Origin of the sequence: Streptomyces sp. NBC_01214, assembly GCF_026340975.1 — a bacterium.
Taxonomy (GTDB): domain Bacteria; phylum Actinomycetota; class Actinomycetes; order Streptomycetales; family Streptomycetaceae; genus Streptomyces.
On record NZ_JAPEOS010000001.1, the window covers coordinates 250,531 to 277,528 of the forward strand.

Here is a 26,998-nt window from a genome sequence, read left to right on the forward strand (position 1 = left end):
GATCGTCACACGAAAGCACTGCCGGCGTGCTCACCGGCAGCGTAGTTTTGGAAACTGAGTCCACCGCTTCCGAAACGCGCCATTGAACAGCACCGCGAGGGGTCCCGTTGACCGTCCAGCCGCATCCCGCCCTCCAGCCCTATGCCGACGCCTGGACGCACTCCATCGAGGCGATATCCGAGTTGGTCCTCCCGCTGACGGAGGGCGAGTGGAACCGGGCGACGCCGTGTCCCGGCTGGTCGGTCCGTGATGTCGTCTCACACATCATCGGCATCGAGTGCGAGCAGCTCGGCGACCCGCGGCCGATCCACACCGTGGCACGGGACCTGCGGCACGTGGTGGACGAATTCAGCCGGTACATGGAGGTGCAGGTCGACGTGCGGCGCCACCACACCGCACCGGAAATGACCTCGGAGCTGGAGTACACGGTGATCCGGCGCTCCCGGCAGCTGCGGAACGAGAAGCGGGATCCGGCCACGATGGTCCGCGGGCCGCTCGGTGACCAGGTGACGCTGGAGCAGGCGCTGCGGCTGCGGGCCTTCGACGTGTGGATCCACGAGCAGGACCTGCGGGCGGCACTGGGGACACCGGGGAACTGGGACTCGCCGGGCGCCTACGTGGCGCGGGACCTCCTGCTGGCCGGCCTGCCGAAGGTGGTGGCCAAGCGGGCGGGCGCGCCGGCGAACTCGGCGGTGGTCATCGACGTCCACGGGCAGCTGGAGTTCATGCGGACGGTACGGGTGGACGCGGACGGCCGCGGCACGGTGGACAAGTCGCCGTCGCTGGGTCCGGCGGTCACCCTGACGCTGGACTGGGAGACGTACGTCCGCCTGGCGGCGGGCCGGGTCCGGGCGCACACCGTGGCGGACCGGGTGAAGGTGGAGGGCGACGTGGAACTGGCGGACGCCATCCTCACGCAGTTCTCCGTCACCCCGTAGGGCCCGGGCCGGGGCGGGCCGGGGCCGCACCGTCCAGCCGGGTGGCCCGGGCGGCCGTGCGGCGGAACTCGGTGGGGCTGATCGCGTACGCGTCCCGGAAGGCACGGCTGAAGGCCGCGGCATTGGTGAAGCACCAGCGGGCGCCGATCTCGTGGACGGGCAGTCCGGCCAGCTCGGGGCGGGCCAGGTCCGCGCGGCAGCGCTCCAGGCGGCGGCGCCGGACGACGGCCGCGACGCTCTCCGGGCCCTCGCGGAAGAGCACGTGCAGGGCGCGCACGGAGATGCCGTGGGCGGCGGCGATCAGGCCGGGGGTGAGCGCCGGGTCCCCGAGGCCGTCCTCGATGAAGGTGTCGATCCGCTCGCGCAGGGCGCGGGCGCGGACCTCGGCGGGCAGCTCCCCGTAGACGTCGAGGCGTTCGGCGAGGCAGGCGGCGGCCAACTCGATCGTGGCCGTGCCGAGGTGGCGCAGCTCTTGCGGCCCGCAGTCGGAGCCGTGCCGTCCGAGCGAGGCGATGAACCCCGCCAGCACGGCCCCCAGACCGCTCTCCGCGCCGATGCGGTGGCCGAGCAGCGGATCGATCCGGCCGGCGCGCAGCGGCAGCACGGTCTTCGGTAGCTGGACGACCAGCGCCCGGAGGGTGCCTTCGCCCGGTCGGCAGTCGGCCTCGAAGGGGTGCGAGGTGTCCCAGAGGATCATGTCCCCGGGGGCGAGCTCCGCGTCGCTGCCGCGCTGGGACATCCACATCCGGCCGCGGGTCAGCAGCGAGAGTTGGTACTGCTCCGGGTCCGCGCGGCGGATCAGTGCGGGGGTGCGGCGCGAGCGCACGTGGGAGTACTCGAAGGAGGAGACCTGCACGGCGCCCAGGTCCAGGACCGCCGCCTCCGCCTGGAAGTCGGCGGAGCGTTCGCTCCTGAGCGCGGTGGGCATCAGCGAGTTGGATATGACGTCCGTGAACCAGTCGAACCTCTCCACCGTCGGCACGGTGCCTGCGGACAGTTTCGTCCACATCTCCGGCGGATCCCCCTCCCGACACCGCTCTCCCGGGGGACGGCGGCGGACCTACGGCGCCTCGCGCCCTGCTGTTTCCGGGAGGGGACACGCACGGGACACCGGCTCCGGTTCCGGCCCTGGCTCCGGTTCCGGCTCCGGCTCCAGTTCCTGCGCGGGGACGGTGACGCGGCCCCGGGCGGCCTCGCGGGCCAGGGCCAGGGGGCGCAGGCGCAGGATGCTGATCACGCCCACCGCTTGGAGGAAGAAGACCGTGGAGAAGGCGATGCGGTAGTCGTCGCCGGTGGCGTCCAGCAGGATGCCGACCGTCAGCAGGGTGGTCATGGACGCGATGAAGCCGCCCATGTTCGTGATGCCGGAGGCGGTGCCCTGGCGCTCCGCCGGGTTGGCCGGGCGGGCGAAGTCGAACCCGATCATCGACGCCGGTCCGCACCCGCCCAGGACCAGGCACAGGGTGACCAGCAGCCACATCGGCGCGCGCTCTCCCGGATGGGCGAGGACCGACGCCCACAGCAGGGCGGTGAGGCCGACCGTGCCCAGGGCGAGCGGGATCCGCGCGGACTGGCGGCGGCCGACGACCTGGCCGTAGACCAGGCCGAGCACCATGTTCGAGGCGACGACCAGCGTCAGCAGCCCGCCCGCGGTGGTCCGCGGCAGCCCCTGCGCCTCGACCAGGAAGGGCATGCCCCACAGCAGCAGGAAGACCATGGCGGGGAACTGCGTGGTGAAGTGCACCCACAGGCCGAGCCGGGTGCCGGGTTCGGCCCAGGACTCCCGGATCTGGCGGCGTACGAAGCCCCCCGGGGCCCCCGGGGCGCCCGGAGCCGCGGCGGCGCGCGGCGCGGGCCCGTACCCCTCGGGGTGGTCCCGCAGGAACAGCACCAGCGGCACCAGGACCACCAGCCCCGCCACCGCGCTGCCCGCGAAGGCGGCGGTCCAGCCGACCCCGTGCAGGACCGGGGCGAGGACGAGGGTGGAGACGAGGTTGCCCGCCATGCCGACCAGCCCGGCCAACTGCGCCATCAGCGGCCCGCGCCGGGCCGGGAACCAGCGGGTGCCGAGCCGCAGCACCGATATGAAGGTCATCGCGTCGCCGCAGCCCAGCAGCGCCCGCGCGGCGAGCGCCGTCCCGTAGGAGGGCGACAGCGCGAAGCCGAGCTGGCCGGCGGTGAAGAGCACCGCGCCCAGGGTCAGCACCCGCTTGGTGCCGAGCCGGTCGACCATCAGTCCCACCGGTATCTGCATGCCCGCGTAGACCAGCAGCTGGAGGAGGGAGAAGGTGGCCAGCGCCGAAGCATTGACCTGGAAGCGGTCGGCGGCGTCCAGGCCGGCCACGCCCAGGCTGGTACGGAAGATCACCGCCACGAAGTAGACGGCGACGCCGATGCCCCACACGGCGACGGCCCTCCTGCCGCCCGGCGGGTCGGCGGGGAGGTCGGCCCTGACGGGAGGGGCGTTCACCGGCCCCTTCACCGGCCCCTTCACCGGCCCGTTCACCGGCCCGGCCCCCGCACCAGGGCCTCGACCCGGCCGATGTGCCCGCGGACCGCCGCGGCCGCCGCGTCCGCGTCCCCGGCGCGCAGCGCGGCCAGGATCTCCGCGTGCTCGGCGAGGGTGCGGTCCAGCCGTTCGGGGTGGGCGTGCAGCAGGGCCACGCCCATCCGCAGCTGCCGGTCGCGCAGTTGGTCGTAGAGCCGGCACAGGATCTGGTTCCCGGCGCTGCGCACGATCTCGGCGTGGAAGCCGCGGTCGGCGGCCATCATCGCGGCGAGGTCGCCCTCGTCGGCGTGCCGGCGCTGTTCGTCGAGCAGGGCGGCGAGCCGGTCCAGCAGGCCCGGTGGGGCCGGCACGGCCCTGCGCACGGTGAACTCCTCGACCAGCAGCCGCGTTTCGAGGACGTCGGTGATCTCCTGCGCGGAGACCTGGAGGACCAGGGCGCCCTTCTTCGGGTACAGCTTCAGCAGCCCCTCGGTCTCCAGCCGCAGCAGCGCCTCGCGGACGGGCGTACGGGACACTCCCACGGCGGCGGCCAGTTCGCCCTCGGTGAGCAGGGTTCCGCCTTCGTAACGGCGGTCGAGCACCCCCTGCTTGACGTGCTGGTAGACGCGGTCGGCGGCGGTCACGGCAGTGGCGGGGGCGGGCATGCGCACAGGATAGATACAACAGGGGCGGGGGCCCGGCCGGGTCCAGGATGTGGACCCGGCACCGGGCAGGGACCCCCGGCGCCGGGCGGGAACCCCGGGCGGGACCCCGGGTGTGGTCCGCGGGCCTCCCGCTGCATCGAAGGATGTAGCGCGCCTTCGTCCGCCCGCAGGACGTACGGGGCCCCGCGCGCCGGGACGCTGAAGTCATGGCCGACACCCTGCTCGCCCCGGCGGTACCGAAGACCGCGCGGCTCCCGCTCCTGGACGTCCTGCGCGGCGCCGCGATCCTCGGCACGCTCATGACCAACGTCTGGATCTTCACCTCGCCCGGCTCGGAGTGGGGGGTGCTCCAGGGCGGTCTGAAGCTGCCCGACCCGATCGCCGACCCCTCCGCGGCCCACCTCGCCGAGAGCGTCTTCCGCTTCCTCGCGGACGGCAAGTTCCTGGCCCTGCTGACGGTCCTGTTCGGGGTGGGTCTGGCCATCCAGTTCGACTCCGCCGCCCGCCGCGGCGACCCCTGGCCCGGCCGCTACCCGCGCCGCGCCGCCTTCCTCTTCGTCGAGGGCACGGTCCACTTCGTGCTCGTCTTCGCCTGGGACGTGCTCATGGGGTACGCCGTGACCGCCCTCCTCGTCGCCTGGCTGCTGGCCCGCTCCGAGAAGGTGCGCACGGTGGCCATGTGGACGGCCGGCGGGCTGCACCTGGCGCTGGTCTCCCTGGCGACGCTCGACGCACTGGGCCGGCCCGCCGGCGCCCCGAAGAGCCCTGACCCGGCCGCCGTCGAGCTGTACGCCCACGGCAGCTATCCGGCCCAGATCGCCTTCCGCCTGGAACACTTCCTCGCGCTGCGCATCGAGCCGGTCTTCTCCTTCGGGCTGCTCGTGTTCCTCTTCCTCCTCGGCGTGCGGCTGCACCGCGCGGGCGCCTTCACCACCACCGCCGAAGGCCGCCGCATCCGGGCCCGGGCGGCCGCCTGGGGCCTGGGCCTCGGGCTGCCGCTGAACGCCGCGACCACCCTCGGCGGCTCCGACTTCTACCTCCTGGGCCGCTACGGCGCCGCGCCGCTGCTCGCCCTCGGCTACATCGGCCTGATCGGCATCGCCCTCGACCGGCGGTGGATCCCGGCCCCGGTGAGCCGCGCCCTCGGCTCCGTCGGCCGCACCGCCCTGTCCTGCTACGTCGCCCAGAACCTGCTCTGCATGCTGCTCTGCTACGGCATCGGGCTGGGCCTCGCCGAACGGCTCGGCGGCAGCGGCCCCTGGTGGGTGATGGGCCTGTGGGCCGGCGTGAGCCTGGCCCTGGCCGCCGGATCGTGGCTGTGGCTGCGCCGCTTCGACCACGGCCCCCTGGAAGCCGTACAGCGCACGGTCCTCAAGAGCCGCCGGTGACCGCCGCCACCTCCACGTCCAGGACGAACTCGTCGTAGGGCGCCTCGTCCGGGTAGGGCGGCCGGACCTGCGCGAAGCGGATCCGGGCCCGGCTCCCGCCCGGGGGCCGGGCCCGGACCGCGTAGGTCCGCTCCACCGGGGCACCCGGCAGCGGGGCCGCCCCGCCGGCCCCGACCCCGGCCCCGACCCCGGGGGCCTCCGCCACCGTCACCGCGTCCACGTCGCCGGTGACCTGCCAGGTCCACACGTACCCGCGCGCACCGCGCCCGGTGAGCCGCAGCTCGTACGACTCGTCCGGGCCCAGCACGATGCTCCGTACCTCCACGCCCGCCCGGTCCTCTCAGACGGGGCCGATCACCGACCCCTCGTGCCAGCCCGCGCCGTCGCGCCAGTAGTGCTGGAGCCGGCGGTCGGTGCGCAGGACGATGACTTCCAGGTTGAACCCGAAACTGCCCTGGAGCATCCCGGTGACGGAGGCGACGTCGTGCCCGAAGACCGCGCTGCGCCGCCAGGGCGAGCCGCCCGCGTTGCCGCGCCACCAGTGCTCCACGCGGCCGCCGGCGACGGCCACGCACAGCTCGTAGTTCCCGGCGGTGTCCTCGTCCGCGGCCCCGAACTGCCCCTCGATCAGGCAGGGCGCGGAGACGGCCGCCGTACCGCTGCCGAAGATCTCCCCGGCCCGCCAGGTGAAGCCGTTCGGATCGTCGCGCCACCACAGCTGCATGCGGCCGTCGGTGCGGGTGGCGACGAGGTCGAGGTGGCGACCGCGGGTCTGGACGAGGGCGGGCCCGTAGTGGGCGATGCCGGAGGCGAACCGGCCGCCGTCGTTCCAGGTCCAGGGGGCGCCGTTGATCCGCCACCAGTGGTTCAGGCGGCCGTCGGCGGTCCGGACGACGACCTCGAAGTTGCCCGGCTTGCCGTAGTCGCTCTGGATGAACGCCGGGGTCGAACCGACGGCCGCGTCGCCCGGCCCGAAGACGCCGCCGTCGCGCCAGGCCCCGCCGGACTGCTCGTAGTACCAGTGGCGCAGCCGGCCGCCGGTGGTCACGTGCAGGGACTCCATGTTGCGGTTGTAGGTGGTGCCGGTGAAGGCGGGCTGGCCGGAGGCGTCGGCGGCGAAGGTGCCCGCGCGGGCCCAGGCGAACGGGGAATCGCCCTCGCGCCACCAGTGCTGGAGGCGGTCTCCGGGGGCGGTGGCGAGCAGCTCGAAGTTGCGGTGGGCGCGGCCGTTGCCGCTCTCGTAGACGTTGCCGGTGTGCAGGCGGCGCTTGGTCCACGGGTCGGGGTTGGTGCCGCGCAGGCCGCACTTGGCCCAGTAGTCGATGTTGACCTCGCCGTAGGCGATCCGGCCGTAGCCGCCGACGTGGTAGCCCGTCCCCCAGGAGTTCTTGAACAGCCAGCAGCCGGCCGCGTCGTCGTAGCCGACGATCAACACGCAGTGGCCGCCCGCGAGATGGTCGCTCGTACGGTGGTACACGCCGGAGCCGAGGCCGAAGAAGTCGTCGTACACGTCGAAGCAGGCGGTCAGCGGGCCGACCGTGTCCAGCCAGACCTTCTGCTGCTCCACGTCGCCGAGCCGGACGTAGTCGGTGATCCGAACGGTCCGGCCGGACCGGTCCCAGCTGGGCGTGTACTCGGCGCGCCAGGCGTCGCGGCGGGCTGCCGGCAGACCGGCGGGCGGGGTGCTGTACGGCCAGCAGTCCGGGTCCGCGAGCCCGCCGTTCGCCTTGATCCAGTCGAGGGCGGTCTCCGGATTGCTGCCCTGGCCGCAGGTGAAGCGCAGGCCGTCGTGGACGTCCCCCTCCGAGCGCTCCGCCCATACGTCGTGCTCGATCCGGGCCATGGACTCCACCAGGCCGGTGGCGCCGAAGGCCCAGCAGGAACCGCACGGGTTCTGGTCCTTCACCTTGGTGATCCACGGCCAGCCCCAGCGGCTGCGCCAGTCGACGGCGGCGGGCCGGGCCGGAGCGGCCGTCCCCCGGACCCCGGGCAGCAGTCCGTGGGCGGCGCGGCGCCGGGTCAGGTGCGGATTGCCGCTCGCGCGGCCGATCGTCCCCGGGAGGTCGATCACCCCCGCGTCCTCGGCGGTGGTCAGGTTCGCCCCGGGCTCCAGACCGAGCGAAGGCCGCGGCACGGGCTCCTCGTCGGCGAGGTGCTCCAGGACCGACCAGCGCGCCCCCTGCGCGACGAGCTGCGCACGCAACTCGCCCACCGACTGGACAGACTCCTCCGGCATAGCGGCCCCCCAGCTGCAACCGTTCAGATCCAAGACCCGGGAGCGTCTCCCCGGCGCCCGGGGGCGTCAAGGGGGTCCGCACGGTCGCGCGGGGGCACGAGGGGGCGTGCCGTGCCGCGGGGCCCGCGGGCCCGGCCGCAACGGCACGGGTCGCCGGGCGGACCGGGTCCCCTCCACCCGGCAGATCGCCGCGCAATGGGGCGTCGCGCTCGCCACCGCCACCAAGGCGCTGACCACCCTGCGCCTGGAAGGCCTGGTCGAGGCCCGCCCCCGGATCGGCACGGTCGTCGCCGGGAGCGCCCCCGCCGCCGCACCGGCCCGCAAGCGCCCCTCGCCCGCGCCGGACACCGAGCCGGAGCTGACCCTCGACCGGATCGTCCGCGCCGCCGTCGAGATCGCCGACGCCGAAGGACTCGCGGCGCTCTCCATGCGCGGTGTCGCGGCCCGGCTCGGCGTCGCGGCGATGTCCACCTACCGGTACGTACCGAGCAAGGAGGACCTCGTCCTGCTCATGGCCGACGCCGCGTTCGGCGAGGCCCTCCCCGCCGACGCCCACGGCGACGCCGACGCCGACGTCCCCCAGGACTGGCGGACGCGCGTCGAGGTGGGTGCCCGCACCCTGTGGGGCCTGTACCGCAAGCACCCCTGGCTGGCCCGGATCAGCCCCCTCACCCGCCCGTTGCTCCTGCCCAACCTGCTGGTCCACGGCGAGTGGATGCTGAGCGCCCTCGACGGCCACGGACTCGACCCCACCACCCTCTTCGACATCCACGTCCTGCTCTACAGCCACGTACAAGGCCTGGCGGTCCACCTGGAGTTGGAGGCCGACGCCGAAGCCGCCACGGGCCAGTCGGAGGACCAGTGGATGGACAGCCGCGCCCCCGTCCTCCAGGAGCTGGTGGACTCCGGCCGCTTCCCGACCTTCGCCAAGGTGGTCGGATCCTTCGAGGACGGCTACGACCTGCGGCTCGACGCGCTCTTCGACCTCGGTCTGGGAGCCCTCCTGGACGGCCTGACCCCCGTCGTCGAGGGCTGAGGACGCCCCCTCGGGCCCCCTCGGGCCCCGCCGGAACCCCGGCAAAGGCCCGTATAGGGTCGGGCCGTATGGGGACGTGGAGCGCGCCGAGCGCCATCGAGAGAGCGCTGTACGAGGCCAAGACCGCCGGCGACTGGGCCGCGTACTTCGACGTACTGGCCCGTACGCCCCTGTACGTGGCGCAGTCCCGCGCACGGTCCGACGCGCACCCCGACTCGGTGTTCTTCCACGCCACCCCGGACCGGATGCTCGTCGTCCACACCGCCGGCATGCTGCCCGCCCCCACCCCCGAGACGGTCTACGAGTCGCGCAGCCTGCGCTGGTTCGCCAAGGTCTGGGCCGCCGACGACCCCGCCTTCCTCGCCGTCAACCCGGGCTCCCCCGCCGAGGCCTACCTCACCGCCACCCCCGCCGACCTGGCCCGCTGGCGCGCCCACGCGGAGGCCGCCCCCCACTACGGCCTGCCCGAGGGCAAGGTCCACGCCCTGTTCACCGGCGGCCCGCTGCACGGGCCCGTCGCCCACGGCCTCGCCGTCGGCGGCCATCTCGCCGTCACGAACGGTGAGTTCTGGAACTCCCTCGCCTACCACGGCAGCGGCTACCAGTACGAGCGCCGCCGCGTCGCGAAGAGCTGGAGCATCACCGACCGGTCCGACTGGCTCTCCACCCTGGAGACGCTGTTGGAGTGCGGGATGGTCAGCCCCGTCTGGGAGTACGCGCTCCGCGTCCGCCGGGCCCTCGCCTCCGACTTCGCCGGGCCGGTGGACATCGAGCACTGGCGGCACGCCGCCGAATCGAGCTTGCGCCGCAGCGCCGAACGCGCCGCCGAGCCGCAGCTCACCCCCGACGGGGTCACCGTCGCCCGGCCGCGGCCGGCGGCCGAGGTCGAGGGTGAAATAGCCGGCGTCAAACGCCTGATCGGCCGGATCACCCGCTACGAGCAGCGCTTCCGGGCCGACGGACTGCTCCCCGAGGACGGCTGGGTCCGCTCCGTGGAGGGCTGGGACATCGGCCGGGCCTCGCAGATGGCCCGCTGGGGCGTCGGCTGCCGCTACGGGACCGTCGCCGAGGCCGAGAGGGCCGTACTGCGCGCCGGGGAGGCCGCACGCGACACGTACCGCTCGTGGGCGGAGTTCTCCGCCGGGTACGTCCTCGGACGGTGCCTGCACTTCGACGAGGAGGAGTTCGGCACCTGGTACACGACCGCCCTCGCCGCCCACCTCGCCCTGACGACCGACCCGGCCAGCCCCTGGCTCAACATCCCCTGGAACTAGGGGATGTCCCCCGGCCGTCCGGACGGTGTCCGACCTCGGGTAGTCGGCGGCCGCGGCCGGAAACCGGCGGCGGGCCACCGGCTCCCGGACTAGCCTCGCCGCCATGACTGTTGAGCTGAACGAGACCGTACGGGGGCTGCTCGACGCGCCGCACCCCGCCGTCCTGTCGACCATCAACCCCGACGGAAGTCCGCAGAGTTCGGTGATCTGGGTGACCCGCGACGGCGGCGACCTGCTGGTCTCCACCGAGCAGGGCCGCCGCAAGGAGCGCAACATCGTCCGGGACGGGCGGGTCGGCCTCACCGTCTTCGACCTGGCCAATCCCTTCCTCTACGCGGAGATCCGCGGCACGGCCACCGTCACCGAGGACATCGGCCGGGCGGTGGCCGTCCGGATCGCCGAGGAGTACATGGGCCCCGGGGCCGGCAAGGAGTACGCGCAGGCCCCGGCCGAGGACGTCCGGGTGGTCGTCCGCATCACCCCGACCAAGGTCCTCGGCAACGCGGCCCGGTAGACCCGACGGCGTGCGGTCCGACCTAGGGCAGGTCGGACCGGACCGTCGCCCAGGCGTCGACCGCCCGCGCCGCGGGGTCGGCGTCCGCGAGGTGGGGCCGTACGAGCACCAGCCACGGGATCAGGCTCTTGATCCGGCGCAGGTGCCGGATCCGGTGGTACGGGAGGTCCCGCCAGACCCGGCCCTGGGCCGCGGCCTGCTCCGGGGTCAGGTCGATCAACGCCAGCAGATCCCGGCACAGGGCGGCCGGGTCACCGCCCCGGTCCGGACCGAACTGCTGGATCAAGTAGACCTGTACGCAGGCCAGTTCGGGGGCCCGGAGCAGATCGGACCCGCCTTCGGCCCGCGCGCAGCGGTGGGTGGCGGCCAGCGCGATCCGGCCCCAGCGCAGGCGGATCCCGTCCGACAGCCGCTCGTCCCGCATCCGCACCCCGGCCAGGACGCGCAGGGTCCGCGGGTGCGGTTCGTCCCGCAGCGGCGGGTCGGTGGCGAGCCAAGCCTCCAGTTCCTCCAGCGCGTGCCCGTCGGGCGGCACCGAAGTCAGCACCTGGCCCCGGGTGAGCAGCGCGACCATGGCGCCGGCCAGGTGGACCTTCGCGACGTGCCCGGCGTCGAAGGAGCCGACGGCCCGCCCGTGGCGCTCGATGCGGCGCAGGCCGATCCTGGATTCCCCGACGGCGTAGACCTGTCCGGCCCGCGCCACCCCGCCGACGCACCGGACCACGCACACGCCGCCCGTGACGTCGGCCTCCTCTACGGAGTACACCTGCAATTCGGCGATGGACACCCGCGCCCCCTTCCCCGGGCGGAGGTTACCTCCCGGGGCGGCCGCACGCGCTCACGGGAGCCGTGCGGGCCTCATCCGGACGGTGCCTCCAGGACGAGGCGGATCTCGGTGACCTCGTAGCCGGCGCGGTCGAAGGCGGCGGCCATCGGCACGTTGACGGTGTCCGTGGTCGCGGTGATGCGCCCGGCGCCCGCGGCGGCGTGGAAGCGGGTGATCTCGCCCAGGATCTCGTCGATCAGGCCCTGGCCGCGCTGCTCCGGTACGACGCCCAGATAGCCGACGTTGCGGTGGTACGGGGTCGCCGACGGGACGGCCAGGCCCGCGAGGCGGCCGTCCGGAAGGTGGGCCAGGCGCCACCAGGAGCGCTCGCCGGGGCAGTCGAGGTAGAACTCGAAGTCCTCGCGGGCCAACTGCTCGGCGTCCATCAGCTCCAGCTCGTGCTGCGTGGCCAGGTCGAGGCTGTCCCGGGAGAGCCGGACGAAGGCGTCCAGCATCTCCTCGTCCGTGCCCTCGCGGAAGACGAGCCGGCCGGTGGGCCCGGCCGTCCCGGCGGCCGGGGTCCACTCGTAGCGCAGGCGCTCGATCTCGCGCGTCAGGCCCGCCTCGGCCGCGGCCTCCTGGCGCCAGGCGACCGCCGCGGCCAGCTCCGGCCGCTCCCGCCAGCCCCGGGGCAGGGAGATGTTGTAGCCAGGCCGCGTGCCGAAGGCGGCGTGCCCGGCCTCCAGCAGCCCGGCGGCGACCCCGACCGGGTCGGCCACGTCCTCGCGCACCTGGAGGCAGTCGAGCGCGACGGGCCGCTCGCTGTCGGCGCGCCCCCACCACAGGGCGCGGGCGAGGATCCGTCCGTCCTCGTCCTCGGCGAACCAGATCCACTCGGGCCGGATCTGGTTCTCCGCGAGCTCCTCACGGATCCGCTCGGCGGTCAGGGCGGGCACGGGCCCGTCGGCCGGATGGGCGACGGCACGGTCCAGGTCCGCGGGGTCCGCGGTGGCAGCACGAAAGATCATCTGGCGATGATCACACGGGGTTCACCCCTCTGAACAGGGGTTTCCCCTCAGCCTGGGCGCTCCCCCTGGGCCACGATCCCTTCCAGGGCGTGGGCGTACTCCCGCAGGCGCCGCTTGAAGGGCTCCGCCGAGCCCGACGAGGGCAGCAGGAGCCCGGGCAGGAACGCGACCCTCCACATCAGGAACACCTCGTGGAGCGAGCGCCCGCGGCCGGCCCCGCCCCACGTGCACACCGCGCCGATCACCTCCGCGATCTCCCGGGCCCGGCCCTCCGCGTCGTCGCCGCCGCGCAGGGCTGCCACCCCCACCAGCGCCTGGAGGAGGTGCGCCAGCTGGCGGTCGGCGCCCGCCCGGGCCATGCGGCGAACGGCTTCCGGGGCGCCGAGGTCCGAGGTCGGCTCCTCGATGCATCCCGACCACATCAGCAGGACGGCCGGCGCAACCTCGTGCTCGCGCAGGTACCCGAGCCCGTCCATGATCTCCATGGACGCGTCGTGGAATGCGCCCAGCCGCCGCACCACGTCCAGCAGCCGGTCCAGTTCGCCGCGGTGACGCGCGACGAACTCGCCCACCGATGCCGCTTCCAGCGCCGCGCCGCACTCGACGAGGCGGCCGAGCGGTCCGAAGACCTCGCGCACGAGCGTCGTCTCCGACGCCACGGGCGCCGCCGGGACATGTTCTTCCAACGCACCGCTCCTTCGGGACGTTCCTTCGTTGCGCACGGCCGATGGCCGGCCTCCGCGGGGGAGACCGGCCATCGGGTGGGGCGTCGTACGTGCCGCTACGACCAGGTGACCAGGCGGCGGGGGTGTTCCAGGACCGCCGCGATGTCGGCGAGGAACTTGGAGCCGAGCTCGCCGTCGATGAGACGGTGGTCGAACGACAGCGCCAGGGTGGTGACGTGGCGCGGCTTCACCTTGCCCTTGTGGACCCACGGCTGGAGCTTGATCGCACCGACCGCGAGGATCGCGGACTCGCCGGGGTTCAGGATCGGCGTACCGGTGTCGACGCCGAAGACGCCGACGTTGGTGAGGGTGATCGTGCCGTTCTGCATGTCCGCCGGGGAGGTCTTGCCGTCGCGGGCCGTGACGACCAGCGAGGACAGGGACTCCGACAGCTCGCCGAGGGTCTTGGCGTGCGCGTCCTTGATGTTCGGGACGATCAGCCCGCGCGGAGTGGCCGCCGCGATGCCCAGGTTGACGTAGTGCTTGAGCACGATCTCCTGGGCCGCCTCGTCCCAGGACGCGTTGACGTCCGGGTTGCGGCGGATGGCCACCAGCACGGCCTTGGCGATGAGCAGCAGCGGATTGATCCGCAGCCCCGCGAGGTCCGGGTCGGCCTTGAGCTCCTGGACCAGCTTCATCGTGCGCGTCACGTCGAAGGTGATGAACTCGGTGACGTGCGGCGCGGTGAAGGCCGAGCCGACCATGGCCTGCGCGGTGACCTTGCGGACGCCCTTGACCGGGATGCGGGTCTCCCGCGCCGAGGCGTCGGCCGCGGGGGCCGCGACCACCGCGACGGGCGCGGCCACGGCGGCCGGGGCGGCGGCCGGAGCCGCCACGGGCGCGGCGGCCTGCGGGGCGATCGCCGCGGCGGCCGCAGCGTGCACGTCCTCCCGGGTCACGACCCCGCCGTCACCGGTGGGGACCACCGAGGCCAGGTCGATGCCGAGGTCCTTGGCGAGCTTGCGCACCGGCGGCTTGGCCAGCGGCCGCTCGCCGGTCGGCTGCGCCGGAACGGCGGGGAGCGGCGCCGGGGCGGCCGGGGCCTCGGGGGCGGCCACCGGGGCCGCCGTACCGTTCTGCGCGGCCACGGCGGGCGCCGGAGCCGCCTTGCGGGGGCGGCGCTTGGTGGAGGACTCGGAGACTCCGTAGCCGACCAGGACGGGCTGGCGGGCGGCCGGGGCCGGCTCGGCGGCGGCCGGAGCCGCGGCCGCCGCGGCGGCGGGGGCCGGAGCCTCCGCCTCGCCGGTCTGCACCGAGATGATCACCTGGCCGACGTCGACCGTGGTGCCCTCCTCGAAGAGGAGCGCGTGCACGACGCCGTCGAACGGGATCGGCAGTTCCACGGCGGCCTTGGCCGTCTCGACCTCGCAGACGACCTGACCGTCGGTGACCGTGTCGCCGGGCTGGACGTACCACTTGAGGATCTCGGCCTCGGTGAGGCCCTCGCCCACATCGGGCATCTTGAATTCGCGGATGGTCATGACGCGGGTCTCCTAGTACGCCAGCGAGCGGTCGACGGCGTCGAGCACCCGGTCCAGGCCGGGCAGGTACTCGTCCTCCAGGCGGGCCGGCGGGTACGGGGCGTGGAAACCGCCCACGCGCAGGACCGGCGCCTCCAGGTGGTAGAAGCACCGCTCCGTGATGCGAGCGGCGACCTCCGCGCCCACGCCGAGGAACACCGGCGCCTCGTGGACCACCACGAGCCGACGGGTCTTCTCGACCGAGGCCTGGATCCCGTCGAAGTCGACCGGGGACATCGAGCGCAGGTCGAGGACCTCCACCGACTTGCCCTCCTCGGCGGCCGCGGCCGCGGCCTCCAGGCAGACCTTCACCATCGGGCCGTAGGCGGCCAGGGTGACGTCCGAGCCCTCGCGGCTCACGCGCGCCTTGTGCAGCTCACCGGGGATGGCGTCGAAGTCGACCTCGCCCTTGTCCCAGTAGCGGCGCTTCGGCTCGAAGAAGATCACCGGGTCGTCGCTGAGGATCGCCTGCTGGAGCATCCAGTAGGCGTCGCTCGCGTTCGAGGGGGAGACCACCTTGAGGCCCGGCACGTGCGCGAAGAGCGCCTCGGGGGACTCGCTGTGGTGCTCGACCGCGCCGATGCCGCCCGCGTACGGGATGCGCACGACGACGGGCATCTTGACCTTGCCCAGGGCGCGCGCGTGCATCTTCGCGAGCTGCGTGACGATCTGGTCGTACGCGGGGAAGACGAAACCGTCGAACTGGATCTCCACGACCGGCCGGTACCCGCGCAGGGCCAGGCCGATGGCGGTGCCGACGATGCCCGACTCGGCGAGCGGGGTGTCGATGACCCGCTCCTCGCCGAAGTCCTTCTGCAGGCCGTCGGTGATCCGGAAGACGCCGCCGAGCTTGCCAACGTCCTCACCCATGATCAGGACCTTGGGGTCCTGCTCCAGCGCCTTGCGCAGCGACTCGTTGAGCGCCTTGGCGATCGACATCTTTTCGACAGCCATCAGTGACCCTCCTCGAAGGACGCGAGGTAGGCGGCGAACTGGGCGCGCTCCTCGTCGACGAGCGCGTGCCCGTCCGCGTAGACGTTCTCGAAGATCGCCATGGTGTCCGGGTCGGGCATGGCGCGCACGGCCTCGCGCACGCGCTTGCCCATCGCCTCGCTCTCCGCCTCGAGCTCCGTGAAGAACGCCTCGTCGGCGCCCCCGGTGGCCAGCAGGTGGGCCTTCAGGCGCAGGATCGGGTCCTTGGCCTCCCAGGCCGCCGTCTCCTCGTCCCGCCGGTACTTCGTCGGGTCGTCGGAGGTGGTGTGCGCGCCCATGCGGTACGTGAACGCCTCGACCAGGGTCGGGCCCTCGCCGCGGCGGGCCCGGTCCAGGGCCCAGCGGGTCACGGCCAGGCAGGCCAGCACGTCGTTGCCGTCGACGCGGACGCCCGGGAAGCCGAAGCCCTGCGCGCGCTGGTAGAGCGGCACGCGCATCTGGCGCTCGGTCGGCTCGGAGATCGCCCACTGGTTGTTCTGGCAGAAGAACACCACAGGGGAGTTGTAGACGGCGGAGAAGGTGAACGCCTCCGCGACGTCACCCTGGCTGGACGCACCGTCACCGAAATAGGCGATGACCGCGGAGTCCGCGCCGTCCTTGGCCACACCCATCGCGTAACCGGTCGCGTGCAGCGTCTGCGAGCCGATGACGATCGTGTAGAGGTGGAAGTTGTTGGTGTTCGGGTCCCAGCCGCCGTGGTTCACGCCGCGGAACATGCCGAGCAGGTTGGTCGGGTCGACCCCGCGGCACCAGGCCACGCCGTGCTCGCGGTACGTCGGGAAGACGTAGTCCTCGTCGTTCAGCGCCCGGCCGGAGCCGATCTGCGCGGCCTCCTGGCCCAGCAGCGAGGCCCACAGGCCCAGCTCGCCCTGACGCTGCAGGGCGGTCGCCTCGCCGTCGAACCGACGGGTCATGACCATGTCGCGGTACAGCCCGCGCAGGTCCTCGGTGGTGATGTCGGCGACGAAGGGGGCGAACTCGGCGTTCTCCGCGTTGTCGACGCGGTCCCCTTCGGGCGTCAGCAGCTGTACGAGCTGAGGTACGGCGTCCTGCGTCTGCGCGGTGGCAGCGGCGGGCTTGGCGGCGGCGTTCGCCGCGCCTGCCGCCCGCTTGGTGCCGCTGCTGCGTCGCGGCTTGCGCGCGGCAGTGCTCTCCACGGTCACGTGTGCTCCTCCGTCGGTCCGGCACCCGGGTTCTCCGGGGTCCAGTGCGGCTCACCTGTATCCGTAACGAGCGCACGGGGTGGGTGCGCTTCGCGTACGGGGATTCAGGCGTGACAGGTGTCCCGGCGAGTGCCCTGCGCAATGCACGTTACCCAGTGCGCCGCATAACTGCGAAACCCCGTTTGACCTGCGTTTTTGCTTGGATTTCCTAGTAAAAACACAGCAACGGGAACAACCACTGGTCACAGCCTTGCAGGGGCCGGGAACAACGGCACGTTATCCCGGGTAACTCCGGCAGGGAAGGGGTGAGTGTGTGAAACTGACTTCGTGCGCGAAGACGGAAAAATCAAGGTATTCCTCCTGGACGACCACGAAGTGGTGCGTCGCGGCGTCCACGAGCTCTTGTCGGTCGAAGAGGACATCGAGATCGTCGGCGAAGCCGGCACCGCCGCCGACGCGCTGGTCCGCATCCCCGCCACCCGTCCCGACGTGGCCGTCCTCGACGTCCGGCTCCCCGACGGCAGCGGCGTGGAGGTCTGCCGCGAGGTGCGCTCGCAGGACGAGGACGTCAAGTGCCTGATGCTGACCTCCTTCGCCGACGACGAGGCGCTGTTCGACGCGATCATGGCGGGCGCCTCCGGTTACGTGCTCAAGGCGATCCGCGGCAATGAGCTGCTGAGCGCCGTACGCGACGTCGCCGCCGGCAGGTCGCTGCTGGACCCGGTCGCCACCGCCCGCGTGCTGGAGCGGCTGCGCGACGGCGGCAGGAACGGCCGGGGCGACGACCGCCTCGCCCACCTCACCGAGCAGGAGCGGAAGATCCTCGACCTGATCGGCGAGGGCCTGACCAACCGCGTCATCGGCGAGCGGCTGCACCTGGCCGAGAAGACCATCAAGAACTACGTCTCCAGCCTGCTCTCCAAGCTGGGCATGGAGCGCCGCTCCCAGGCCGCGGCCTACGTGGCCCGCCTACAGGCCGAACGGCGCTGACCCCGCCGCCCGCGCCGCGGCGGTACGGGTTCCACGGGGCCCGGCGCTGCCTTCGGGACCAACGTCCCCGGTCCTCGGGGCGGGCTGCCCTTCCCCGGCGGGGTGTCGGTGACCGAGAGTGGACGGCATGTCCTCCGAGGAACTCCACGCCGTCGAACTGCTGCGCCGGGTGCCGTACGGCCGCGTGGCCACCAGCATGCGCGCGCTGCCCTTCCTCGCGCTCGCCCGGCACATCGTGGTGGACGGCAGGGTGCTCTTGAGAATGCATTCCGGTTTCGGCTACCACCAGGCCTGCAACGGCAGTGTGGTGGCCTACGGGGCCGACAATTCCCATTCACCGGACCCCGAGCTCTGGTCGGTCCAGTTCACCGGTACGGCGCAGGTCGTCGAGCCCACCAACGCCGAGCTGGAGCTGTTTGGTCCGGTTCCGCATTTCATCGACGGACAGGTCTTCGACCCCGTCTACATGCGGATCGAACCCCAGTTCGTCACTGTGCACTCACTCGTACGCATTCCGGACCGGCAGTACCAACACGCACTCTGACCCGCGCTCACGCGGATACGGGAACGGGCCCGGCGGAATTGATTCCGCCGGGCCCGTCCGCGCATCCGTACTCACTCCTCCGAGTTGGTGCCGCCGCCACCGCCACCGGGGCCGCCGGCACCGCCGGCACCACCGGCACCGCCGCTCGTCTCCGTGGGCTTGGTCGGCGTCGCCGTCGGCGGCTTCGTCGGCGGGGTCGTCGCCGGCTTCGTCGGCGCCGAGCTGCTCGGCGAGGCCGTACCCGTCGGCGTGTGCGTCGCGGTGGCCGTCGGCGTCGGGCTGAAGCTCTGTGTCCGGCTGCGGGTGGGCGGCGGCGAATTGTCGTTGGTGGCCGGAGGGTTGTCCTGGGTCTGCGGCGGCTGGGTGAGGTTCGGGGAGGCGGACTTGCTCGGTTCGTCGCCCGGGGTGGTCTGGGTGGTCTCGGGCTTCTTGTTGTCGGCCTTGCCCACGCTGTTGACGGCGTAGGCCACGCCGCCCATGACCGCGACGACCGCGAGGACCGCGAACAGCCACGCCTTCCAGCGGCTGCCGCCGCCACCGCGGTCGTCGTAGCCGTCATAGCCGTCGTAGCCGCCGTTGCCGGCCTGGCCGTGGCCGCCGGGGAAGGCCGAGCCGTCGTCCGGGTTCAGCGACGGCACCATCGGCGCCTGGAACTGCGAGGTCGAGGCGTGCGCCCCGTACTGCTGCCCGCCGGTTCCGCTCACGGGCATGGCCGTGGTGGCGGCGGCGCCGCCCCGCCCGTGCGGCAGGGACATGGTGACCGGGCCGGTGCCCCAGGTGCCGGTGTTCGGCCCCTGGTCGTGCAGCATCTGGAGCGCGTACTGGACCAGCCCGCGCATCTCCTCGGCGCTCTGGAACCGGTCGTCCGGATCCTTGGCGAGGGAGCGCATGACCAGGCCGTCGAGCTCCTGCGGGAGGTGACGCCCCTCCGGAAGCTGGGAGGGCGGCACCGGCGCGTCCTGGACGTGCTGGTAGACCACCGACAGCGGGGTCTCGCCGGTGAACGGGGGCCGCAGCGCGAGCAGTTCGTAGAGCAGGCAGCCGGTCGCGTACAGGTCGGAGCGGTGGTCGACGGCCTTGCCGAGGGCCTGCTCGGGCGACAGGTACTGCGGAGTGCCCATGACCATGCCGGTCTGGGTCATCGTCGACTGGGCGCCGTGCAGGGCGCGGGCGATGCCGAAGTCCATCACCTTGACCGCGCCGGTCTCGGTGATGATGACGTTCGCGGGCTTGATGTCACGGTGCACGATGCCGTGCTGGTGCGAGTACGCGAGGGCTTCGAGCACGCCCGAGGTGATGATGAGCGCCTGCTCGGGTCCCGGAGCCTCCGCGCTGAGCAGGAGGTCGCGGATGGTGCGGCCCTCGACGAGCTCCATGACGATGTACGGGACGGTGTTCGGGCCGACCCGGTCCTCGCCCGAGTCGTACACGGCGACGACGGCGTGGTGGTTGAGTCCGGCGACGGACTGCGCCTCGCGCGTGAAGCGGGCCTTGGACACCGGGTCCTCGGCGAGGTCGGCGCGCAGCAGCTTCACGGCGACGGTGCGGCCCAGTCGGACGTCCTCGGCCGCGAACACCTCGGCCATGCCGCCGCGGCCCAGCCGGTGCGTCATCCGGTAACGGCCGTCTCCCACCAGGCCGCCGGCGCCCCATTGCTCAGGACCATCGGTCATCCCGGCGCCGTTTCCATCGGGTTCGGGTGCCATCAGTCCTCGCCGTCGTATCTCTCGGTCGCCGCTCAGCGGTCGGCCTCTTCGTCGGTGCTCCGGTGAACGCTACAGCCTCGGAACCGGTCACCGTTCGGACAAGGCCGCCTGTGCCCGTGTGGTCACGGAACGGGTACCTGGCTTGACGTGTGCTTGCCCTCGGGCAGACTGGGCGCCATGTGCGCCCGGCCAGCGGCGTGGGAAGACATCCCGAGGGGGAGCAACAGTCATGAGCCAGGACGGCACTCAGGGCCAGTACGCGGGCGGCTCTTTGGCCGGTGGCCGTTACCAGCTAAGGGACTTGCTGGGTGCGGGCGGCATGGCGTCCGTGTACCTGGCGTACGACTCGGCCCTCGACCGGCAGGTCGCCATCAAGACGCTGCACAGCGACCTCGGCCGCGAGCAGTCCTTCCGCGAACGATTCCGCCGTGAGGCCCAGGCTGTAGCGAAACTGTCGCACACGAACATCGTCTCGGTGTTCGACACCGGCGAAGGCGAAGTGACCCGCGGCGGCGCCGCCGCGGGCGACGGCGCGGTAATGCCGTACATCGTCATGGAGTACGTGGAGGGCCAGCCGCTGGGCTCGGTCCTGGAGGAGGACATCCGCCGACACGGGGCCATGCCGGCGGACAAGGCGCTGAAGGTGACGGCCGACGTGCTGGCCGCCCTGGAGACCAGCCACGAGATGGGGCTCGTCCACCGCGACATCAAGCCCGGCAACGTCATGGTGAACAAGCGCGGCGTGGTCAAGGTGATGGACTTCGGCATCGCCCGCGCCATGCAGTCGGGGGTCACCTCGATGACGCAGACCGGCATGGTCGTCGGCACCCCCCAGTACCTCTCGCCCGAACAGGCGCTGGGGCGCGGGGTCGACGCCCGTTCCGACCTCTACTCGGTCGGCATCATGCTCTTCCAGCTGCTGACCGGGCGGATCCCGTTCGACGCGGACTCGCCGCTGGCCATCGCCTACGCCCACGTGCAGGAGGAGCCGGTCGCCCCGTCCTCCATCAACCGGTCGCTGACCCCGGCGATGGACGCGTTGGTGGCACGGGCCCTGAAGAAGAACCCGAACGAGCGTTTCCCCACGGCCGCGGCCATGGGGGACGAGGTCGCGCGGGTGCTCGGCTCGGGGCAGACCGGGGCTCCCGTCATCGTCCAGGGCCACGGACCCCTGAGCAGCGGCGCGGGCGTGGCCTCGGCCGTGTTCCCGCCGGTGGAGTCCGGGTACCAGACGCCCCCGCAGTCGGTGCAGCAGCCGTACCAGGCGCCGCAGACCCCGACGCCGGCCCCGTACGCGCCGACGCCGGCCCCCCAGCACGCTCAGGGCGGCTACGCCTACCCGCACACGCCCCCGCCGCAGCAGCAGTACGCACCGCAGACCCCGCCCCCGTACACGATCTCCCCGACGAGCGCGCCGTCCGCGGCGTCCGGTGACGGCAAGCGGAACCGGCCGGTGGTCATCGGCGCGATCGCCGTGGCCCTGCTGGCCGTCGGCGGGCTGATCGTGGCGATCTCGATGAACGGGGACGACAAGGACAAGGGCAACACGACGGCGGACCCGGGGAGCTCCGCGTCGGCCTCCGCGAAGGCCGGGTACAAGGGGCCCGACCTGACGCGCACGATCGACCCCAAGAAGTGCTCGGAGCCGGTGAAGCACTACAGCGAGGCCGGCAAGTACTCGGCGCCGGACCTCAAGTACAAGAACCTGCTCTCCGTGAAGGAGTGCATCCAGGCCTCGCGCGGCAAGTACAAGATCGTGGAGAAGGACGAGGCCGTGTACGGCAAGGACACGGTGCTGTTCCAGTCCCCGGCCGCCGGCGAGAAGATCGACAAGGAAGGCACGGAGTACACGCTGACCGTGTCGACCGGCAACCCCGAATAGCGCGCCGGGCGCCGCCACGCGGCGGCGCCCGGCGGCGCAGTGCGCAGCGCAGTGCGCAGCGCAGTGCGACACACCGGCATCCCGGGCACCCCAATGGGGCGCCCGGGATGCCGGTTTTGCCCCACTATGTAAATCTGGGCGCATATCTCTGACGCGCAGCGAGCAGCTCGTGGCTCGGGACGGGAGGGGCTCGCCGTGATCCAAGGCTTCCGCCCGCCGCACTGGCTGGCCTGCGCAGTCCTCGCCGCCGCCACCCTCGCGCCCACCGCTTCCGCGTACGCCGGCCCCTTCCTCACCCCGGCCCGACAGGCCACCGCACCCGCCGCGCCCGACGACCCCTACGAGGAACTGGCCGGCAGCGTCGCCGGGGTCGGGCGCGACCGCCCCGGGCGGCCGGTCGGCGAGCCCGCCAACCCGGAGCTGACGGTGGCCTCCCGGCCGCTGCTGCCGGTGCGACCCCCGCACACCGGGCACACGGAGCCCACCGAGCGCACCCGGACCACCCCGCCGCCGCCGTCGCCGCCCCTGCCACCGCCGACCGCCGCCGTAGCCACCCCGAGCCCGCCGGAAACCGCCGCCGTAGCCGCCCCGAGCCCGCCGCCGGCGGTGGTCACCGCCCTCGACACCGCCCCCAACGACCGGGCCGCCGACCTGGCCGCGCACATACTGCCGCTCGGCACCGGATTCGCCCTGATGGGCCTCGGTCTCGGCTACCTCGGGATGCGTCTGCGCCGGGGGATCTGAGCGGCCCGGGCCTCCCCCTCCGGGCGGGCGTCCCCCGCACGACGTACGCCTCAGGACGGTTGCCGGGAGTGAACATACTCGGTATACATACCGAGTATGTCGATCCGTCACGGGCTACTCGCCCTGCTGGAACGGGGTCCTCGGTACGGCTCCCAGCTGCGCACCGAGTTCGAATCCCGCACCGGCTCCACCTGGCCGCTCAACGTCGGGCAGGTGTACACGACCCTCGCCCGTCTCGAACGGGACGGCCTCGTCGCCCCCGACGGCGAGGACGCCGCCGGCCACACCCTCTACGCCATCACCGACGCCGGGCGCACCGAGCTGCTCCAGTGGTACGGGCGCCCCGTCGACCGGGCCAACCCGCCCCGCGACGAGCTGTCCATCAAGCTCGCCATGGCCGTCGGCGCCCCCGGCGTGGACATCCGCGCCGTCATCCAGTCCCAGCGGCACGCCACGATCAAGGCGATGCAGGACTACACCCGGCTCAAGGCCACGGCGCTCGCCGCGGTGGAGAACGGCCGGTCCCACGAACGCGACGACGTGGCCTGGCTGCTCGTCCTGGAGCAGCTGATCTTCCAGACCGAGGCCGAGGCCCGCTGGCTCGACCACTGCGAAGCCCGGCTCGTCCGGCTCTCCCTGCCGGCCGACCGGAGAGCCGCAGAACCCGAACCGCCCCAGGCCGCCCCAGCCGAGACCCCGGCCCCGACCACCACCACCCCGCCCCGTACCGCTCGTACGCGCCGTGGCTGAACCACCGTTCCAGGGGGGACACTCCATGCCTGACCAGCCCCAGCCCCAAACCCAGTCCCAGTCCCAGCAGCCCGTACTGCAGTTGGACCGACTCGTCCGCACGCACGGCAGCGGCGCCACCGAGGTGCACGCCCTGCGCGGGATCGACCTCTCGGTCTTCCCCGGCGAACTCGTCGCCGTGATGGGCCCCTCCGGCTCCGGCAAGTCCACGCTGCTCACCCTCGCGGGCGGGCTCGACACCCCGAGCAGCGGCCGCGTGATCGTCGAGGGCACCGACATCACCGCGGCGAGCCGCAAGCAGCTGGCCGCCCTGCGCCGCCGCAGCATCGGGTACGTCTTCCAGGACTACAACCTGATACCGGCCCTCACCGCCGCCGAGAACGTGGCGCTGCCCCGGGAACTCGACGGGACATCCGCCCGCAAGGCCCGCGTCTCCGCGCTCGCCGCGCTGGAGGAGATGGGCCTGGGCCAGCTCGCCGACCGGTTCCCCGACGAGATGTCCGGCGGCCAGCAGCAGCGCGTGGCCATCGCCCGCGCCCTCGTGGGCGACCGCCGCCTGGTCCTCGCCGACGAACCGACCGGCGCCCTGGACTCCGAGACCGGCGAGTCCGTCCTCGCCCTGCTGCGCGCCCGCTGCGACGCGGGCGCCGCCGGGATCCTCGTCACCCACGAGCCGCGGTTCGCCGCCTGGGCCGACCGCGTGGTCTTCCTGCGCGACGGCAGCGTGGTCGACGAGACCCTGCGCAGCCACGCCGACTCCCTCCTCTCGGGGCAGGCGGCCGGCCAGTGACCGCTCCGCTCCAAGGCTGGTACCACTCCTGGGTCGCGGCCCTGCGCATAGCCCGCCGCGACGCCTGGCGCGCCAAGGGCCGCAGCTCCCTCGTCCTCGCGATGCTCGCCCTGCCGATCGTCGGGGTGAGCGCCGCCGACCTCACGCTGCGCAGCGCCGAACTCTCCCCCGAGCAGACCCTCACCCGGATGATCGGCGCCGCCGACGCCCGGGTGAGCCACTCGCACATGTCCGGGCCCGTCTACCAGAACCCCGACGGCACCAGATCCTCGCCCGTCGGCGGCTACAAGGACTACGACCCCTCGAAGTACTCGCGGGAGAAGCCGGAACCGGTGGAGTCCCTGCTCCCGCCCGGGGTCCAGGCCCTCAAGGACAGCACCGGCTACACCAAGGTCCGCACCACGCACGGGCTGCTCGACACCCAGCTGCGCGAACTCGACACGCACAGCCCCCTGGTGAAGGGCATGATCACGCTCGACCGCGGCCGGCTGCCCGAGGGCCCGGGCGAGGTCATCGCCACCCGGGCCTTCCTGAAGGAGTCCGGCTTCTCCGTCGGTTCCTCGGTCACCCCGCGCGGCGCCACCTCCCCGTACAAGGTCGTCGGCGCCTACGAGCTGCCGGACGAACTCGGACGCCCCGAGATCATCGCCCCGCCCGGGACGCTGATCGCCCCGCTGAACAAGGCGCTGGTGGCGTCCGGCGGGCGCACGGTGACCCCCGACGACAAGTACCTGGTCAAGGTCGGCGGCGCGGGCGTCACCTGGGACGCGGTCAAGGCGGCCAACACCAAGGGCCTGGTCGTCGTCTCCCGCGCCGTCGTCCTCGACCCGCCCGCCGACTCCGAGGTCCCGCTCTACCAGGACGAGCCGAGCGCGAAGTCCGAGCGGGACGGCAACAAGACCGTCCAGATGGCCATCCTGGCCACCGTCGTGGGCCTGGCCATGCTGGAGATCTGCCTGCTCGCCGGACCGGCCTTCGCGGTCGGCGCCCGCCGCTCGCGCCGCCAGCTGGGCCTGGTCGGCGCCAACGGCGGCGACCGGCGCCACATCCGCTCCATCGTGCTCTCCGGCGGCCTGGTCCTCGGCGCCGTCGCCGCCGTCATCGGCACCGTCGTCGGCGTCGTGCTCACCGTCGTGCTGCGACCGGTGCTGGAGGAGTCGCTCGGCAACCGCTTCGGCGGCTTCGACTTCCGCCCGCTGGAACTGGCCGGCATCGCCCTGCTCGCCGTGATCACCGGCCTGCTGGCCGCGATCGTCCCGGCCGTCACCGCCTCCCGGCAGACCGTGCTGGCCTCGCTGACCGGCCGCCGCGGCATCCGGCGCGCCAATCGGGTGCTGCCCGTCATCGGCCTGATCGCCGTCGGCGCCGGCGCGGCGATCGCCCTCTACGGCACCACCTCGGACCTGGGCAGCCCCGTCGTGGCGGGCGGCAGCGCCCTCGCCGAACTCGGCATCGTCGCCCTCACCCCGGTCCTGGTCGGCCTGTTCGGCCGGCTCGGGCGGTGGCTGCCGCTGTCGCCGCGGCTCGCGCTGCGCGACGCCGTGCGCAATCGCGGGCGTACGGCCCCCGCCGTGGCCGCCGTACTGGCCGCCGTCGCCGGAACCGTCGCCGTGGCGACGTACCAGCACAGCTACGACGTGCAGATGCGCCAGGAGTACCGGGCTGAACTGCCGCACGGAACCGGGCTGCTGGACGCCACCGAGAACAGTGCGTACAAGGAGGTGCCCGCCCTGCGCGAGGCCCTCGCCAAGCAACTGCCGCTGGCCCAGCGGGCGGACGTCGACCGGTTGGTCGTCGGCAAGCCGAGCTGTGAGTCGTTCTCCTCGGACCCCGGCTGCGGCCGCGCCGAGGTCATCACGCCCAAGGACCAGCGCTGCCCGCTCTACGAGGACGTCAAGGGCAGCGAGGCCTTCTCCGACGCGCAGCGCAAGGAACTGCGCCAGGACTGGCGCTGCCAGGAGCCCCCGCACGGCACGCAGCACCCCGTCGTCGTCGGCGACGAGAAGGTGCTGAGCGTGCTCGCGGTCACCGACCCGGGCTCCGTGGCCGCGCTCAAGGCCGGCCGGGCCGTCTCCTTCGACAAGCGCCAGGTCAAGGACGGCAAGCTCACCCTGCGGATCATCACCGAACAGGGCAAGGACGACATCATGCGCGGGCGCTACGACGAGACGCCCGGTGAGGACAAGGTCCTCACCGTCCACCAGGCACCCGAGTCGGTCGAGAGCTGGGGCGTCGAGCTGATCCTGCCGCCCGCGGCGGCCAAGGCCGCCGGGTTGGTCACCGCGCCCGTGGGATCGTACTTCCGCCTCGACGGGACGGCGTCCAGCGAGCAGCGCCAGCGGATGGACGGGGAGATCGAGCGCAGTGGCGGGGAGGTCGCCCTGCGCATCGAGGCGGGCTACGAGGGCGACAACAGCCTCGTCATGCTGGCCCTCGCCGTCTTCGCGGGACTCGTCACCATCGGCGCGGCCGGCATCGCCACGGGGCTCGCCCAGGCCGACGCCGAGGCCGACCTGAAGACGCTGGCCGCGGTGGGCGCGGCACCGCGGGTACGGCGGACGCTGAGCGGCTTCCAGTGCGGGGTGGTCGCCCTCATGGGCGTCGTCCTGGGCTCGGCGGCCGGGATCCTGCCCGCCGTCGGCCTGCGCCTGACGGAACAGCGGGAAGCGGACGCGCTCTACCGGGAGTCGATCGATCGGGGCTACTCGGCGATCACGGAAGCGGTGCCGTTCGTGCCGATCTCCGTGCCGTGGGAGACCCTCGGCGGGCTGGTCGTCGTGGTTCCGCTGGGCGCGGCCCTGCTGGCGGCCCTCGTCACCCGCTCCAGCGGCGCGCTGGCCCGCCGGGCCGAGGGGTAG

24 protein-coding genes are annotated in these 26,998 nt (G+C 73.0%); 12 read left to right on the forward strand and 12 right to left on the reverse strand.

Annotated features, from left to right (window positions below):
• The first annotated feature begins 107 nt into the window (after window positions 1-107).
• Complete coding sequence (locus OG594_RS01285; protein WP_266594666.1) at window positions 108-938, forward strand: maleylpyruvate isomerase family mycothiol-dependent enzyme; 831 nt, start codon at window positions 108-110, stop codon at window positions 936-938.
• Here OG594_RS01285 and OG594_RS01290 read toward each other — a convergent pair.
• Genes OG594_RS01290 through OG594_RS01300 form a run of 3 tightly spaced genes read right to left on the reverse strand, consistent with a single transcriptional unit; the run spans window position 928 to window position 4,091 of the window.
• Complete coding sequence (locus OG594_RS01290) at window positions 928-1,947, reverse strand: helix-turn-helix domain-containing protein (protein ID WP_266594667.1); 1,020 nt, start codon at window positions 1,945-1,947, stop codon at window positions 928-930. The two genes, OG594_RS01285 and OG594_RS01290, sit on opposite strands and share 11 nt — an antisense overlap.
• Window positions 1,948-1,998: 51 nt before the next feature.
• Entirely contained in the window at window positions 1,999-3,408 is a 1,410-nt protein-coding gene (locus OG594_RS01295; RefSeq protein ID WP_266594668.1) for a nitrate/nitrite transporter, read from the reverse strand.
• 32 nt (window positions 3,409-3,440) lie between these two features.
• Window positions 3,441-4,091 (reverse strand): GntR family transcriptional regulator, encoded by a 651-nt coding sequence (locus tag OG594_RS01300; protein ID WP_266594669.1) that lies wholly within the window; start codon window positions 4,089-4,091, stop codon window positions 3,441-3,443.
• Window positions 4,092-4,297: 206 nt separating this feature from the next.
• Between OG594_RS01300 and OG594_RS01305 the strand changes: the two genes are divergently transcribed.
• A complete protein-coding gene (locus tag OG594_RS01305; RefSeq protein ID WP_266594670.1) occupies window positions 4,298-5,479 on the forward strand; it encodes a DUF418 domain-containing protein in 1,182 nt (393 codons plus the stop codon).
• Here the strand turns inward: OG594_RS01305 and OG594_RS01310 are convergent.
• Together OG594_RS01310 and OG594_RS01315 are read right to left on the reverse strand one after the other, a co-directional pair.
• Window positions 5,463-5,804 (reverse strand): hypothetical protein, encoded by a 342-nt coding sequence (locus tag OG594_RS01310; protein WP_266594671.1) that lies wholly within the window; start codon window positions 5,802-5,804, stop codon window positions 5,463-5,465. The two genes, OG594_RS01305 and OG594_RS01310, sit on opposite strands and share 17 nt — an antisense overlap.
• Window positions 5,805-5,819: 15 nt before the next feature.
• On the reverse strand, window positions 5,820-7,715 hold the full coding sequence (locus OG594_RS01315) for a C1 family peptidase (RefSeq protein ID WP_266594672.1): 1,896 nt from the start codon (window positions 7,713-7,715) through the stop codon (window positions 5,820-5,822).
• Window positions 7,716-7,821: 106 nt separating this feature from the next.
• On the opposite strand from OG594_RS01315, the gene OG594_RS01320 reads away from it, so the two are divergent.
• The 3 genes from OG594_RS01320 (at window position 7,822) to OG594_RS01330 (ending at window position 10,539) form a co-directional block, all read left to right on the forward strand.
• Window positions 7,822-8,751, forward strand: a complete 930-nt coding sequence (locus tag OG594_RS01320; RefSeq protein WP_266594673.1) for a TetR/AcrR family transcriptional regulator C-terminal domain-containing protein — start codon at window positions 7,822-7,824, stop codon at window positions 8,749-8,751.
• 68 nt (window positions 8,752-8,819) lie between these two features.
• Window positions 8,820-10,025: a DUF1266 domain-containing protein gene (locus OG594_RS01325; protein WP_266594674.1), complete on the forward strand. Its 1,206-nt coding sequence runs from the start codon at window positions 8,820-8,822 to the stop codon at window positions 10,023-10,025.
• 103 nt (window positions 10,026-10,128) lie between these two features.
• Window positions 10,129-10,539 (forward strand): PPOX class F420-dependent oxidoreductase, encoded by a 411-nt coding sequence (locus OG594_RS01330; protein ID WP_266594675.1) that lies wholly within the window; start codon window positions 10,129-10,131, stop codon window positions 10,537-10,539.
• 22 nt (window positions 10,540-10,561) lie between these two features.
• Here the strand turns inward: OG594_RS01330 and OG594_RS01335 are convergent, their stop codons facing one another.
• From OG594_RS01335 to pdhA, 6 genes are all read right to left on the reverse strand, one after another.
• Complete coding sequence (locus OG594_RS01335) at window positions 10,562-11,326, reverse strand: hypothetical protein (protein ID WP_266594676.1); 765 nt, start codon at window positions 11,324-11,326, stop codon at window positions 10,562-10,564.
• A gap of 71 nt (window positions 11,327-11,397) precedes the next feature.
• Complete coding sequence (locus OG594_RS01340; protein WP_266594677.1) at window positions 11,398-12,333, reverse strand: GNAT family N-acetyltransferase; 936 nt, start codon at window positions 12,331-12,333, stop codon at window positions 11,398-11,400.
• Between the two features lie 47 nt (window positions 12,334-12,380).
• Window positions 12,381-13,019 carry a hypothetical protein gene (locus OG594_RS01345; RefSeq protein WP_266594678.1) on the reverse strand — a complete coding sequence of 213 codons (639 nt, stop codon included), beginning with the start codon at window positions 13,017-13,019 and terminating at the stop codon, window positions 12,381-12,383.
• A 95-nt stretch (window positions 13,020-13,114) separates the two neighbouring features.
• Window positions 13,115-14,539 (reverse strand): dihydrolipoamide acetyltransferase family protein, encoded by a 1,425-nt coding sequence (locus OG594_RS01350; RefSeq protein WP_266594679.1) that lies wholly within the window; start codon window positions 14,537-14,539, stop codon window positions 13,115-13,117.
• A gap of 12 nt (window positions 14,540-14,551) precedes the next feature.
• Complete coding sequence (locus OG594_RS01355) at window positions 14,552-15,532, reverse strand: alpha-ketoacid dehydrogenase subunit beta (RefSeq protein ID WP_030010542.1); 981 nt, start codon at window positions 15,530-15,532, stop codon at window positions 14,552-14,554.
• Complete coding sequence (pdhA, locus tag OG594_RS01360; protein ID WP_033214801.1) at window positions 15,532-16,734, reverse strand: pyruvate dehydrogenase (acetyl-transferring) E1 component subunit alpha; 1,203 nt, start codon at window positions 16,732-16,734, stop codon at window positions 15,532-15,534. The genes OG594_RS01355 and pdhA overlap by 1 nt, the downstream gene beginning before the upstream one ends.
• Before the next feature lie 327 nt (window positions 16,735-17,061).
• Here pdhA and OG594_RS01365 point away from each other — a divergent pair, with 327 nt between their 5' ends.
• The gene (locus OG594_RS01365; protein ID WP_030010544.1) at window positions 17,062-17,724 is read left to right on the forward strand and encodes a response regulator transcription factor; all 663 of its coding nucleotides are present in this window, start codon (window positions 17,062-17,064) and stop codon (window positions 17,722-17,724) included.
• 127 nt (window positions 17,725-17,851) lie between these two features.
• A complete protein-coding gene (locus OG594_RS01370) occupies window positions 17,852-18,268 on the forward strand; it encodes a pyridoxamine 5'-phosphate oxidase family protein (protein WP_266594680.1) in 417 nt (138 codons plus the stop codon).
• 71 nt (window positions 18,269-18,339) lie between these two features.
• Here the strand turns inward: OG594_RS01370 and OG594_RS01375 are convergent, their stop codons facing one another.
• A complete protein-coding gene (locus OG594_RS01375) occupies window positions 18,340-19,974 on the reverse strand; it encodes a protein kinase (protein ID WP_266594681.1) in 1,635 nt (544 codons plus the stop codon).
• Window positions 19,975-20,203: 229 nt separating this feature from the next.
• Between OG594_RS01375 and OG594_RS01380 the strand changes: the two genes are divergently transcribed.
• From OG594_RS01380 to OG594_RS01400, 5 genes are all read left to right on the forward strand, one after another.
• Window positions 20,204-21,856 carry a protein kinase gene (locus OG594_RS01380; RefSeq protein ID WP_266594682.1) on the forward strand — a complete coding sequence of 551 codons (1,653 nt, stop codon included), beginning with the start codon at window positions 20,204-20,206 and terminating at the stop codon, window positions 21,854-21,856.
• A 195-nt stretch (window positions 21,857-22,051) separates the two neighbouring features.
• Window positions 22,052-22,600, forward strand: coding sequence for a hypothetical protein (locus OG594_RS01385; RefSeq protein ID WP_266594683.1), 549 nt, complete (start codon window positions 22,052-22,054; stop codon window positions 22,598-22,600).
• 96 nt (window positions 22,601-22,696) lie between these two features.
• Window positions 22,697-23,350 (forward strand): PadR family transcriptional regulator, encoded by a 654-nt coding sequence (locus OG594_RS01390; protein WP_266594684.1) that lies wholly within the window; start codon window positions 22,697-22,699, stop codon window positions 23,348-23,350.
• 25 nt (window positions 23,351-23,375) lie between these two features.
• Window positions 23,376-24,140 carry an ABC transporter ATP-binding protein gene (locus OG594_RS01395; RefSeq protein WP_266594685.1) on the forward strand — a complete coding sequence of 255 codons (765 nt, stop codon included), beginning with the start codon at window positions 23,376-23,378 and terminating at the stop codon, window positions 24,138-24,140.
• A gap of 101 nt (window positions 24,141-24,241) precedes the next feature.
• Window positions 24,242-26,998, forward strand: a complete 2,757-nt coding sequence (locus tag OG594_RS01400) for an FtsX-like permease family protein (protein WP_266602505.1) — start codon at window positions 24,242-24,244, stop codon at window positions 26,996-26,998.